Consider the following 12,500-nt stretch of genomic DNA (forward strand, 5'->3'; position numbering starts at 1 on the left):
ATAAAAAATAATTTCATTTTATATTAAAGCAAAAAGGCTTTCGGTCTTTGTTTTAATATGAAATGAATATAAAATTATTCATTCGAAGCTAAGGAGGAGTATATATGGTAAAAGGTAAAATTCATTCTATCGAAACTATGGGACTAGTTGATGGTCCAGGAATAAGAGTTGTAGTTTTCTTTCAAGGTTGTAAATTAAGATGTGCCTATTGCCATAATCCTGACACTTGGCAGTTGAGTGGTGGTACAGAAATGACTCCTGATGAAATTGTTAAAAAAATAATTCGTTTCAAACCATACTTTAACAGATCTGGTGGCGGAGTTACTTTCTCTGGTGGCGATCCACTGCTTCAAAGCGAATTTCTACTTGAATGTTTAAAATTATGTAAACAAAACGGAATTCACACCGCCCTAGATACAGCTGGTTTTGGTGATGGTAATTACGATGAAATTTTAAAATATACTGATTTAGTGCTACTCGATATAAAGCAAACAACTGGTAAAGGGTATGTCACTTTAACCGGAAAAGATACTACAGATGTTAATATATTTTTAGAATCACTTCGAAAATCAAAATCAAGGGTTTGGGTAAGACATGTTGTTGTACCCGGTATTACAGATTCAGAAGAACATATAACAAAACTTGCTAAGATTATTAATGAAGAAGTACCTAATTTAGATAAAGTAGAACTTCTTTCATATCATGTTTTAGGAGTTAGTAAATATGAAGAGTTATCTATACCTTATAAACTTAAAGGTGTGGAAGCAATGGATAAAGATAAAACTAAAAAACTCCAAACATTAATAGATAGTTTGCTTAATATCAAATAATAGGGTGCATCCATATGAAACTTCTCCTACGTGTCTTTCAAAAGAGCTCGAAACTGGAAATTCAATTAACAGATTCTAATCTTTCGCTCATATAAAATTCTCTAGCAGCTCACACTCGACGTCCTGTCTCGGTTTCGCTTAGCCTGACTTCCTGTCAGGCTCACGAGAATTTTATATTTGCGAAAGAAGAATCTTTAAATCAAATTTCAATTGTTTCATCGCCTCTTGTTGCAAGCCACTTTCGGAGAAACTTCATATTATATCATATTTACACTGATATATTTTTAAGATGAATCCCCTAAAAAGAAGAATTTCTAAATGAATTTTCAATTGTTTCTGCTCTTCTTATTTCAGGTCACTAACGGTTAAATTCCATACTTTATTACATTTACATTAAAATGTTTCTAAGATGAACGTCTTACAAAAGAAGAATATATATTAGGACAGGCCCTTTTTAGGTTTTAACTATACCCTTAATTACGGTGTACATTTTTATTCAAATTAACATTTCTACTTGTTTATCCAAATTTAAGTAATAAATAGTATTATTAAAAATACTTTGTACCATGCCCTTTTCATAGTTAACCTTTATTATTTTAGCCAATATGTTGGGTGAGTTAGTAATCTTGGTAACTTTGTATCTGAATCTCCCTTAGCTGTATTGATTTGGGATTGAGTTAGAAAAATACTGTCTGTAAGATTAGCTCCCCTGATATCGGTATCTCTTAAATCAGCCCCTATAAGGTCAGCTCCACTCAGATCAACCTCTCTAAGATTTGCTGCAATAAGGCATGCTCCTCTTAAGTTAGCACCTCTTAGATTAGTTTTTCTAAGGTCTGCAGCAATAAGATCTGCCCCTCGAGCCTTTGTTTTCTGATGCTTTGAAGGGTTCTTTTGTCCCCTACATACTTTAGCACGAACAAGTTCGCTAGTTTTAAGGAGTAGAACATTAACATTGTCCCTGTGTGATTCTACATCTAATTCTATAAGAGAATCTGGACTTAGATGAGTAAGACGTATAGTCTCATTTATTATAGAATTAAGCTTCTCTTTTTCAGAATGAGCCACTTGTAATGTGCTTGCCTCTGTCAGATACCATAACATTTCATGAAGTTGCCTCATTATTAGAAACACCTCAAACATTTGTTTTGCAGATTCTGGGACCAGCCTCCAATCGCGTCCACTATATGTAACTTGAGCTACCTTTTGACCTGCGCCAAAACAATCATACGCAGTGCAACCTTTAAGACCCTTATCCCTTAAATCTTTGTGAACAGAGCAATTAAAGTCCGATTGTAGGTTTATGCAAGGCCTACCAGCATCTTTGTCGATTGGAAAACCCTCAGACGCCGAAAAGTACAATGCAACGCAGCACAATCCAAAACAATTTTTACAGTCAACTCTCAGATTATCGATACACGTTTCAATAGAAGATACAAACTCTCTATTATTTTCAGATAATTCTTTATCATACTTATTTCCATGTGGATATATCATATTCATTCACCTCATATTTTCAAAACATAAATAATTTTTACTTATTAAGTATATCATAATAACTATAAAATTCACCCTTTTACCCAATTTAAGTCAAATATGTTATAATTAAAAATACTCTGCATCGCAATCTCTGTCAATCCAGTATTGATACTTATAAAAATTATGCACTATTATACTGTGGAGGTGATTAGATAAAAACATTACCAAATTGTGTATCGTTTAGCAGAATAATTTTTTCTCTAATTTTGATTTTTGTTAAGCCAACGCTAATAAATCCCTACATAATCCAATCATTAAATTGTGACATATAAATTAAAAGGAGTGATATACATGAATGAAAAAAGGCCTATATTAGTAACGTATATTACAGATTTGAATTTTTTAAATGTTTTTTTGTTGATAATGTCCTTATTTCCAAGATTTACTAAACAATTTGGAATTGTTACGGCAACACCTACTTTTTCTAATGTTACAATTAAAGCCTTCTTCCTTTTAATTCTATTAACAATTTTAATAAGGTAAGCCTCCACTTGAAGCTTACCTTCACATATTTTCTGAAAGATACTCTCCGCCTTTCAGTGAACTAATCACTTATTATTCGAAAGATGCTTTCTGCCCTTCCCAGGACTAATCATCTTTTTCTTAGCTATTGCTAACAAAAGTATATATTGCGCAAAATGCATTTGAGCAAGCTTAGTAATTCTTAATTTAATTTATTTCTAGCTGCATAAAGAAAAATGCATGTTTGAGCAAAGCGAGTTTGCATGTTTTAGCAGATATTAATAAATCAAATTTTAGAATTACTTAGCAAAGCGAAAGCATTTAAGCAATATATACTTCTCGTTATAGCATTAGCTAAGAAAATGGATCCCTTATTTTATGTTTCTACTTCCAGGTTTTATGTATGGTGATCCACTTTTACAAAGTGGGCATTCTGTTGGATCGTAACTTTCAATATCAAGTTTTATAGCGCTGTATATAGGATAATCAATAGTGCTACTTCCTCTATCTACTATACAACATATACCAACTACTTCTGCTCCAAGTCCTTTTAAGACTTCTATAGTTTCTAAAGAAGATTTACCAGTAGTCACTACATCTTCTGTAATTAAAACTTTCTGACCTTTAGTAATTTCAAATCCACGGCGTAATTCCATCTTTCCATCTACTCTTTCAGTAAATATAGCAGGTTTTCCAGTTTGTCTACCTACTTCATAAGCTACTATTATTCCACCCATCGCAGGTCCTACTACTATATCAAAAGGTATGTCTTTAATCTTTTGAGTTACTATGCTAAGTACTTTTGCAGATTTGTCTGGATATTGAAGAAGTTTTGCACATTGGCAATATCTATTACTGTGTCTTCCTGATGATAACAGAAAATGTCCCTCGAGTAGTGCTCCTGATTCTTTTAATATATCTAAAACATTTATATTCATATAATCTCCTCCTATTTTAAGTACATGGCTTCTAAGTTTTTCTAAATAATTCCTCTAATTTCACTTAAATCTTTAATACCTTCTTTTATCATGTACTTTTCAATTCCCTCTATTATATCTAAACAGATATCAGGTTTTATGAAGTTCGCAGTTCCAACTCCAACTGCCTGTGCCCCAACCATTATAAATTCTATAGCATCTTCGAATGTGGATATACCACCCATTCCTACAACTGGCACGTTTACGGCTTTGCATACTTCATGTACCATTCTAAGCGCCATAGGTTTTATTGATGGTCCCGATACCCCTGCATATATATTATTAAATATTGCTTTTCGACTATGTATATCTACTGCCATACCTTTAAAAGTATTCACTAAAGATAATGCATCTGCTCCAGCTTCGCAGCATTTATATGCCATATCTACTATATCCTCAGCATTTGGTGATAACTTAACCATAAGAGGTTTTTTGCATACACTTTTTACCTGGCGTACCACATCATATGCTACCTTTGATTTAATTCCAAAAGCCATACCTCCACATAATACATTAGGACAAGATATATTTAACTCAATTATGTCTACGGCCTCATTATTTAATCTTTCTATTGCAGCCATATATTCCTCAACGCTACTACCACCAACATTTGCAATTATAGCTGTATTATATTTTAGCATCAATGGAAGTTCTTTAATTATAAACTTTTCGATGCCTGGGTTTTGAAGCCCTACACTATTTAACATTCCACCACGTGATTCATAAATTCTTGTTCCATCATTACCTTGTTTACTATGTAGCGTAAGACCCTTGCCGGATATGCCACCAAGTCTTCCTACATCGTAATAATCTTTATATTCCTCACCAAATCCAAAAGTTCCAGATGCAGCTATAACAGGATTTTTTAAAGATACTCCACATAATTCTACTTTAGTCATTAAAAATCAAATCCTCTCCGTTAAATACTGGGCCATCCTTGCAAGTTCTCTTATTGCCACCCTTGGTTTTACAAGTGCAAACAAGACATGCACCTATTCCACAGGCCATATGATTTTCCATAGACACATATACTGGTACTTCTGAATCATTACACATAGTTATAACTTTTCTCATCATGATTTCTGGTCCACAACAAATAACCGTTCTATAATCTTTTGGATTTAGTATATCTGTTATGTAACCTTTATGACCAATTTTACCGCTTTCTGTGGATAAGTTTATTTTATTTACATATTTTTCCACAGAATCCACAGAATAGTCCACAGTTTTAAACCCGGAATACAAATCTATTTCACAATCAGTAAGCTTTTTGATCAAATAAACAAGTGGTGCTATACCAATTCCACCAGATACAACAGCAATTTTTCCTTTAATCTTATCTACCTCAAATCCATTTCCTAGTGGTCCCATTATCTGAAGTCCATCATTTTCTTTAAGGTTACTAAAATGTTTTGTTCCTTGCCCTACTATTTGATATAAAAAACTTATTTTTTCATCATCTACATCATATACACTTATAGGCCTTGGTAATAGTGGCTCAAGTTGACCCGTCTTTAACATAAAAAATTGTCCTGGTTTTACGTTAAATTTACCTTTTATAGAAAGCTTATACACACCCTCACTTATTAAAACATTCTCATATGTCTTCTCGACTGAGTATTTCAAATAAACCCCTCCAGTGCTTAATAAAAATTATATATTATTTATTAGCTGCTTTTCGTATTGCATCTCTCATTTTTATAGCTTCTGCCCTAGCACACTGCTCAAAATGACTTCCACCATTTTCAACTTTCTTATATGCAAGCAATATACTTCTAGAAGCATTCACAACTCCACCATTTCCATTTTTCAAATAAATAGCTACGTCATTTGCGGCTCCACCTTGTGCTCCATAACCAGGTATTAAGAAAAACATTTTTCCAAGATCTTTTCTCATCTTTAGTCCTTCATCTATATGAGTACATCCAACAACCCCGCCTACAGAGCTATAACCACATTCCCCCATAAATTCACTGCCGATCTTTAATAATTTTTCTCCAACTATATCATAAACTTTTTTATTTTCTTTATTCTCTATATATTCTATATCTTCTGCACCTTTATTTGATGTTCTTACTAGAGAAAATAATCCCTTTTCATTGTTTTTTACATAAGGGAGATATGGCTCAATGCTGTCCATTCCCATATATGGATTAACGGTTATAAAATCACTTTCAAAATCTCCTTCAAAATGGGCCTTAGCATACATTTGAGCAGTTTTAGCAATGTCTCCTCTTTTAATATCTGCAATTGCTAAACATCCTTTACTTTTTATGTAAGTTAAAGTGTCCTTATATACTTTTAGACCATTTAAGCCAAGTGCTTCATAATATGCTATTTGTACCTTATAACACGCGGCGATGTCATATGTAGCATCAATTATCATTTGATTAAATCTATATAATGCGTGTTCATCATGCATAAATTTATTTCTAAACTCTACTGGTAAATACTCCAAATCAGTGTCAAGACCTACACACACATTACCTTTTTTTTCTACGCTTTCAAATAATCTATCTATAATCAATCATTATTCCACCTTTGCTATCTTATTTGCTTATCCATTCTTCATTCTTGTCTGTTTTAGCTTTGTAAATTATTCTTCCTGCTTTAATAGTACACATAACTTTGCCTACTACACTTTTACCATCAAAAGGAGAATTATGGCCTTTTGATAAAAATTGTGAGCAATCTAAATTGTACTTAGATTTAATGTCTAAGAGAACCAAGTCTCCATCGAATCCAATTTTAATTTCACCCTTATTGAGCTTCATAATTTTAGCTGGGTTTTTGGACATCAACTCAGAAAGTTTATTTATAGTAATATGACCTTCTTCTACCAGTTTAGTGTAACATACCGGAAAGGAGGTTTCTAGCCCTGATATACCAGGTGCTCCATTTATTTTATCTTGGACACTGTGCGGTGCGTGATCCGTTGCTATAACATCCACAAAGTTATCTTGCATCGCCTTAATTATAAAGTTTACATCCTCCATTTTTCTCATAGGTGGATTTACCCTATAATTTGTTTCCTCTATTAATGCTATATGATGTGGTGTAACCTCGCAGGTAACTCGTGCCCCCTGCTTTTTACCATCTATAACATCCTTCATAGCTTCTTTCGTACTAACATGAGCTAAGTGAAGCTTGCAACCTGTGAATTTTGAAAGAGCAATATCTCTCCAAGTCATCATATTTTCTGCAAGTCTCGTATCAATATCTACTAACTCTTCATTTTCAGCATGAGATATTATTGTTAAATCCTTCTCTTTAGCGAAAACCATCGCCTCAAGCATTATACGACTATTAGAAACGCCCTTACCATCATCGGAAATAAATCTCACTTTCGGTGTTAGCTGATATAAATGATCTATAGATTTTCCAAGTAAATCCTCTGTAATTGATGCACATTGATGAATATCAACAAGATCGATTTCCCTCGCTTTTTCAAGCACCTTATCTATTACGTCCATTGAGCTACATACTGGTTTTGTATTTGCCATTAAATTTATTGCAGTATAACCACCACGAACTGCTGCCCTACTTCCTGATAACAAGTCTTCTTTATACGTATATCCAGGTTCTCTAAAATGACTGTGAAGATCTATAAAAGAGGGTGATAAAACATATCCCTCTCCATCTAGTACCTCACAGCCTTTTTGCAAATCTTTTCCTATTTCATATATTATCCCTTTATTTATATACACATCGAAAATAGAATCTTGTGATGAATCAACTACTCTTGCATTTTTTATTAATAATTCCATTAGTTTATCACCCTTTCACGCTTTATTAAAATTCAGCATACCTTTTAATTCAAATTACGTGTTTATTATGATATATTATTTGGGTTATTAATCTCATCGCAGTACATACATCTATATTCGCCTTTTTCTCTATTTGATAGATAAAAACTATGTTGAATTTCTTGCTCTGTAGATGTAATACATCTTGGGTTAATGCATTTTATTATATTTTCAACATTGTCAGGTAATTTTAATTTAATTTTACTTTCAATTTTTTCTCCAGTTATTATATCTATTGTTATGTTAGGATCTATAAATCCTAAAACAGTATAATCTATGTCAATCTCATTTTCTATTTTAATTATATCTTTTCTCCCAAGTTTACCACTAGGTGCATTCATAATGAGTGCCACAGTAAATTCGGCTTTATCTAAACCTAAGTAGTTGAATATCTTAAGTCCTACACCAGCTTTAATATGATCTATTACTATTCCTCTTTTTATACTATTTATACTTACCATTATTTATCATCCCCCAAAAGTTTAGCAATAAGTGCCATTCTTACATACATACCATACTTTGCTTGTCTAAAGTAACATGCCCTTGGATCAGTATCTAATTCCACAGCTATTTCATTAACTCTAGGAAGTGGGTGAAGTATTATCATATCTTTCTTAGCTTTTACCATTTTTTCTTTGTTTAATATATAAGTATCTTTAAGCCTTATATAATCTTCCTCATTAAAGAATCTTTCTTTTTGAACTCTAGTCATATACAATATATCAAGATCTCCGATTACCTCTTCTAATTTTTCAACCTCTTCAAATTCTATGTTATTTTTCTCAAGTACTTCTTCTTTAATATATTTAGGAATTTTTAATTCATTTGGAGCTATCAGTATAAACTTAACATTTTCGTATCTTGACATGGCTTTTATTAATGAATGAACTGTTCTACCAAACTTTAAATCACCACAAACTCCTATTGTTAAGTTTGATAATGTTCCTTTAATATTTCTTATGGTTAAAAGATCTGTTAATGTTTGAGTTGGATGTTGATGACCACCATCACCTGCATTTATTACTGGCATTTGAGAATTCATAGCTGCAACCTTAGCTGCTCCTTCTTTAGGATGTCTCATTGCTGCGATATCAGCATAACATTCTACAGTTCGTATAGTATCAGCTACACTTTCTCCCTTTGATGCTGAACTAGATTGTGCCTCCGAAAAGCCTAACACCTCGCCTCCAAGTCTTAACATTGCTGCTTCAAAACTTAGTCTTGTACGTGTGCTTGGTTCATAAAATAATGTTGCCAAAATCTTTCCATCACATATGTGAGCATAATCCTTAGGATTTTTAATTATTTCATCTGCATAATCAAAAATCTCCTCTAGTTCTAGTAACGATAAATCCATTGGGTCAATCAAATTTCTTCCTTTTAACATATTATATCCTCTCCTTCTCAGTCTCTCGGACTAAATTTAAAGGTACAGTAGCACTCTTAATATTGTGTTCATTTTATGATTTTTTTATAAACAAAAAACGCCATCTCTGTTATGAGAAGGCGTAGTAATAACACTTTAAATATCTACTTCCTTCTCGATCTCTCGGACCAAATTAAAGGTAATTTTTTATCTATGCTTTTGTCTTATATTACTATATAATTTAGTCTTTGTCAACATAATTTGCAATGAGGCTGTATTAACTTTTGTGTCTAGCATATAATTTATATTATTACATCTAGTCCCCAACTATTTAAACATAATGTTCTAAACCATACCATTCAAACATACAATCTAATTAAGAACAATTCAGATATAGACGAGCCAAAATAAATAAGCATAATTAAAAATATACTTTAACCGATTGAGCATGTTTTGAAACATTTATACAGTATAAATAATCTATAAATAGGGGGATATGACTATGGATACTGGGATCACTCAATCTATTGCAGAATTACAACAAGCTGAACAAAACTTTAAATATGCAGATCCTGAGTTTGTTGCCATTGCAATAATGCAGCTATTAGCTGCTAGAATGAAAGTTGATATCTTATTAAGACTAAAGAAACAAGACGGAGCCACTTCAATGGATCCATGAATCTAATCTATTTAGTGATAATGTCTTCATTATATAACTGCTTATCTTATAATATTTATGACATTTTATGAAGACATAATTTCTTAACTGCTTCTTCAATCTTGTGTAAACCTTTACCAGTATTGCTGTCTACAGCTATGGTAATTGCTCCTTCAACTAGTGCAACGTCTAAAACCTTCACATTTTTCTGCATTTCATCTGTTAATGATTCTCCAAAAATAGTATTTAATATTAAATTACTTGAAGTTGCACCTGCATCTTGATGACCAATACTTCTTTCGTAAAGATAACACTCCTGCTCCTCCATTAACTACTTTTATATAAATGAGTGAGCATTCCTCCAAATATTCAGGCTATTTATTCTCATTAATAATATTTTTTTACTATTTAATGTATTAAGTGATTAGAATCTGATAAATTGACCATAATCTAAATAGACCAACCTATTATTTGATTAAAAAACTTAATAAACTGATTAAAACAATACTGCATTGGGTTCCCCCTAAATGCAGTATTGTTTTTTTATTTTATGTAAATTGCAATCAATTTTATTTCTATATCCAATTTACAGAAAAACAGGTATTGCTCATTATTTGAAATATATATATTACTTAAAATTTGTTTTTACTATTGCATTACTTAGCCAATTTAGTTAACATATTTGCCAAGTCAATAAATTTATTTTGAAGGTATTTATGGTATCTAGGTTCAGATTGTTTCACTACTTCAACATGATCTATATTATTAATCTCACCCATGTAGTTCCAAACCCCTCTTTCAGTGGTAGCATTAGAGTCATAGCTAACTATTTTATCCTGAGAGCCTTCATGAGGGCCAATAGCAGATATTACACTTACTATACCATCATTTCTCCACCACTTCTTATCAACTTGTACTTCGCCATAGTTCGAGTTGGTATATTGTCCCATGAAAATGGAGGATTTTAAAAGTAGTGGGTTCATATTAATATTAGGTATTTGATACTGTGTAAGTAACCCCTTATGTGTATCTACACAGGCTATAGAGAAATAGTAAATGTCCTTTTGAACTTTAACCCAACTATTTAATTCCTTAGAACCCTCTTGGGATAAGTCCCAAATACTTAAATCTTTAGTTTCTTTCCAAATGTTACTATTAAAAACTCTTTTATAATAACTTTCATAGGATTCATCAGATTGTTTCTTTAGTCCCCATTGATCCATTTTGAAATCAAAGCAAGGATTATCTGAATTTAATATTCCGGCATTACTAGCCATTGCAGAAAAAAGGTCATGGGTAAAAGGCCCAAGGTTACTTTGTTTACTATCTTCTTGGCTTCCATCATGAGGTGTTGCTACAGTAAGAATACTGTCAATCCAATGTTTATTTCCTATAAATAAGGGGCTAGTACTATCTTTATTGCAATTTATTTCATCTTTATCTCCATTTTCTAACAATTGAGCTAAAACTCTAATAGTTTGACCACCCATGCTATGACCAATTAAATGAATCTTTTTAATATCACCTGCATCAGTAGTACCCCATTCAGGATAAACACCAGGATAAGTTCTACCAAACCGTTCGTGACCAGCTTTAATAGAATGAGCATAGCCATAATCTACAGTGCCGCCCTTTAAATAAGCATACAATTCACAAGCTCTATCCCAATTGCTAGATATAGAACCTATAGTTGGAGTGTAAACAGTATAACCTTTCTTAGTTAAAAGGTCTTTTAAACTTTCTTTTCCACCCCAATAGTTTACTCCAAAGAGTTCATCATTTCCCCAACCAAATAGACCGTGTACCATTACTATAGGATAGTTGTTACTTATTTTTGATAAAGAACTAGCTTGTACCATTGCTGATGTAGAATTGGTTGTAGCAAAAGTATTGCCAGAAAACGTAAAAGCCATTACTACAAATAATAATATACATGAAAGGATTTTTTTTAGTGATTTTTTCATTTTTCCACTCCTTATTTTTATTCATAATTCTAACTAATTATAGCATAAATAAAGAATAAAAGTAAATTAATGTAAATTCACTGCAGCTAATAAAATACTGGTTTTCTATAACTTTCATACTATCTCCTTTAAATCATACGTTCCCTTTATTATACATGGTTTTACTGAAATTTAGGGACTACTATAATCCAATGAATTTATTTTATTGCATATTATCAATATCAACCTTATATAGGTATTTAATCAATTTGTACCTCAATAATTTTAATATAACATTAGTGTAATCAAGAACCTTAATAAATTAACTAAATATTTTCTTAATTATGCAGTTGATGAAGGCTATTTAATTATAAATCCATGTAATGGTAACCAGGTGATTCTGTAACTGAGGAAATAGAAGTATTAACATTAAATGATGATGAAATTAAATCATTTAAGGTAGTATTAGATTCTCACAGGTTAAAAGCATTATTTCTATTAGACTTAGGCACCGGTTTAAGACAAGGTGAATTATTGGATCTTAAATGGTCAGATATAGATATGATTAACAGCGAACTACATGTAAAAAGAAGTTTAAAACAAGTAAGTATACTATCCGCGGATGGAACTAGAAAACGTAAAACTATTGATCAAATACCAAAAACAAAAGGATCATTAAGAACAGTTCCAATTCCTAACAAGTTAATAAATATATTAAAAGTCCATAGATCTATTCAAAAACAAGAAAGACTAAAGTTAAAGCCTTACAAACATAGTGTTTGTAAGGCTTTGATAATGCGCCCAGAGGGAGTCGAACCCACGACCTTCAGATTCGAAGTCTGCAACTCTATCCATCTGAGCTATGGGCGCATAATAAATTAATTTTTAAAAAGTCCTTAGTATAAATACTAAAGACTTT

General features: G+C 32.0%; 12 protein-coding genes, 1 tRNA gene and 2 pseudogenes. 4 read left to right on the forward strand and 11 right to left on the reverse strand.

Going from position 1 to position 12,500, the window contains the following annotated elements; translation table 11 throughout:
* The first annotated feature begins 104 nt into the window (after positions 1–104).
* On the forward strand, positions 105–830 hold the full coding sequence (gene pflA, locus A7L45_RS19470) for a pyruvate formate-lyase-activating protein (RefSeq protein ID WP_071614329.1): 726 nt from the start codon (positions 105–107) through the stop codon (positions 828–830).
* A 591-nt stretch (positions 831–1,421) separates the two neighbouring features.
* Here pflA and A7L45_RS19475 read toward each other — a convergent pair.
* Complete coding sequence (locus tag A7L45_RS19475; RefSeq protein WP_071614330.1) at positions 1,422–2,327, reverse strand: pentapeptide repeat-containing protein; 906 nt, start codon at positions 2,325–2,327, stop codon at positions 1,422–1,424.
* A gap of 333 nt (positions 2,328–2,660) precedes the next feature.
* Here A7L45_RS19475 and A7L45_RS19480 point away from each other — a divergent pair, with 333 nt between their 5' ends.
* A complete protein-coding gene (locus A7L45_RS19480) occupies positions 2,661–2,852 on the forward strand; it encodes a hypothetical protein (RefSeq protein ID WP_071614331.1) in 192 nt (63 codons plus the stop codon).
* A gap of 350 nt (positions 2,853–3,202) precedes the next feature.
* Here A7L45_RS19480 and pyrE read toward each other — a convergent pair whose 3' ends face one another.
* From pyrE to pyrB, 7 genes are all read right to left on the reverse strand, one after another.
* Positions 3,203–3,769 (reverse strand): orotate phosphoribosyltransferase, encoded by a 567-nt coding sequence (pyrE, locus tag A7L45_RS19485; RefSeq protein ID WP_071614332.1) that lies wholly within the window; start codon positions 3,767–3,769, stop codon positions 3,203–3,205.
* A gap of 41 nt (positions 3,770–3,810) precedes the next feature.
* The gene (locus A7L45_RS19490; RefSeq protein WP_071614333.1) at positions 3,811–4,707 is read right to left on the reverse strand and encodes a dihydroorotate dehydrogenase; all 897 of its coding nucleotides are present in this window, start codon (positions 4,705–4,707) and stop codon (positions 3,811–3,813) included.
* Complete coding sequence (locus A7L45_RS19495) at positions 4,700–5,434, reverse strand: dihydroorotate dehydrogenase electron transfer subunit (RefSeq protein ID WP_071614334.1); 735 nt, start codon at positions 5,432–5,434, stop codon at positions 4,700–4,702. Before A7L45_RS19495 ends, A7L45_RS19490 begins: the two co-directional genes overlap by 8 nt.
* Before the next feature lie 34 nt (positions 5,435–5,468).
* Positions 5,469–6,335, reverse strand: a complete 867-nt coding sequence (gene pyrF / locus A7L45_RS19500; protein ID WP_071614335.1) for an orotidine-5'-phosphate decarboxylase — start codon at positions 6,333–6,335, stop codon at positions 5,469–5,471.
* 22 nt (positions 6,336–6,357) lie between these two features.
* Complete coding sequence (locus tag A7L45_RS19505) at positions 6,358–7,575, reverse strand: dihydroorotase (protein ID WP_071614336.1); 1,218 nt, start codon at positions 7,573–7,575, stop codon at positions 6,358–6,360.
* Positions 7,576–7,640: 65 nt separating this feature from the next.
* Positions 7,641–8,075 carry an aspartate carbamoyltransferase regulatory subunit gene (locus A7L45_RS19510; protein WP_071614337.1) on the reverse strand — a complete coding sequence of 145 codons (435 nt, stop codon included), beginning with the start codon at positions 8,073–8,075 and terminating at the stop codon, positions 7,641–7,643.
* Positions 8,075–9,001: an aspartate carbamoyltransferase gene (gene pyrB / locus A7L45_RS19515; RefSeq protein ID WP_071614338.1), complete on the reverse strand. Its 927-nt coding sequence runs from the start codon at positions 8,999–9,001 to the stop codon at positions 8,075–8,077. The genes A7L45_RS19510 and pyrB overlap by 1 nt, the downstream gene beginning before the upstream one ends.
* Before the next feature lie 481 nt (positions 9,002–9,482).
* Here pyrB and A7L45_RS23390 point away from each other — a divergent pair, with 481 nt between their 5' ends.
* Entirely contained in the window at positions 9,483–9,659 is a 177-nt protein-coding gene (locus A7L45_RS23390) for a hypothetical protein (RefSeq protein ID WP_169829621.1), read from the forward strand.
* 199 nt (positions 9,660–9,858) lie between these two features.
* Here A7L45_RS23390 and A7L45_RS22990 read toward each other — a convergent pair.
* Positions 9,859–9,948, reverse strand: a pseudogene (locus tag A7L45_RS22990) (dihydroxyacetone kinase); the annotation flags it as partial.
* Positions 9,949–10,294: 346 nt separating this feature from the next.
* Entirely contained in the window at positions 10,295–11,602 is a 1,308-nt protein-coding gene (locus tag A7L45_RS19525) for an esterase/lipase family protein (RefSeq protein WP_071614340.1), read from the reverse strand.
* 423 nt (positions 11,603–12,025) lie between these two features.
* Here A7L45_RS19525 and A7L45_RS24335 point away from each other — a divergent pair.
* Positions 12,026–12,253: pseudogene (locus A7L45_RS24335) on the forward strand (tyrosine-type recombinase/integrase); the annotation flags it as partial.
* 124 nt (positions 12,254–12,377) lie between these two features.
* Here A7L45_RS24335 and A7L45_RS19535 read toward each other — a convergent pair.
* A tRNA-Arg gene (locus tag A7L45_RS19535) sits at positions 12,378–12,451 on the reverse strand.
* Positions 12,452–12,500: the final 49 nt, after the last annotated feature.

Origin of the sequence: Clostridium estertheticum subsp. estertheticum, assembly GCF_001877035.1 — a bacterium.
Classification (GTDB): Bacteria; Bacillota; Clostridia; order Clostridiales; family Clostridiaceae; genus Clostridium_AD; species Clostridium_AD estertheticum.

Bases quoted from the DNA above. Each gene is read 5' to 3' on its own strand.
- pflA (WP_071614329.1), top strand. From the start codon at position 105: ATGGTAAAAGGTAAAATTCATTCTATCGAAACTATGGGACTAGTTGAT.
- A7L45_RS19475 (WP_071614330.1), bottom strand. From the start codon at position 2,327: ATGATATATCCACATGGAAATAAGTATGATAAAGAATTATCTGAAAAT.
- A7L45_RS19480 (WP_071614331.1), top strand. From the start codon at position 2,661: ATGAATGAAAAAAGGCCTATATTAGTAACGTATATTACAGATTTGAAT.
- pyrE (WP_071614332.1), bottom strand. From the start codon at position 3,769: ATGAATATAAATGTTTTAGATATATTAAAAGAATCAGGAGCACTACTC.
- A7L45_RS19490 (WP_071614333.1), bottom strand. From the start codon at position 4,707: ATGACTAAAGTAGAATTATGTGGAGTATCTTTAAAAAATCCTGTTATA.
- A7L45_RS19505 (WP_071614336.1), bottom strand. From the start codon at position 7,575: ATGGAATTATTAATAAAAAATGCAAGAGTAGTTGATTCATCACAAGAT.
- A7L45_RS19510 (WP_071614337.1), bottom strand. From the start codon at position 8,075: ATGGTAAGTATAAATAGTATAAAAAGAGGAATAGTAATAGATCATATT.
- pyrB (WP_071614338.1), bottom strand. From the start codon at position 9,001: ATGTTAAAAGGAAGAAATTTGATTGACCCAATGGATTTATCGTTACTA.
- A7L45_RS23390 (WP_169829621.1), top strand. From the start codon at position 9,483: ATGGATACTGGGATCACTCAATCTATTGCAGAATTACAACAAGCTGAA.
- A7L45_RS19525 (WP_071614340.1), bottom strand. From the start codon at position 11,602: ATGAAAAAATCACTAAAAAAAATCCTTTCATGTATATTATTATTTGTA.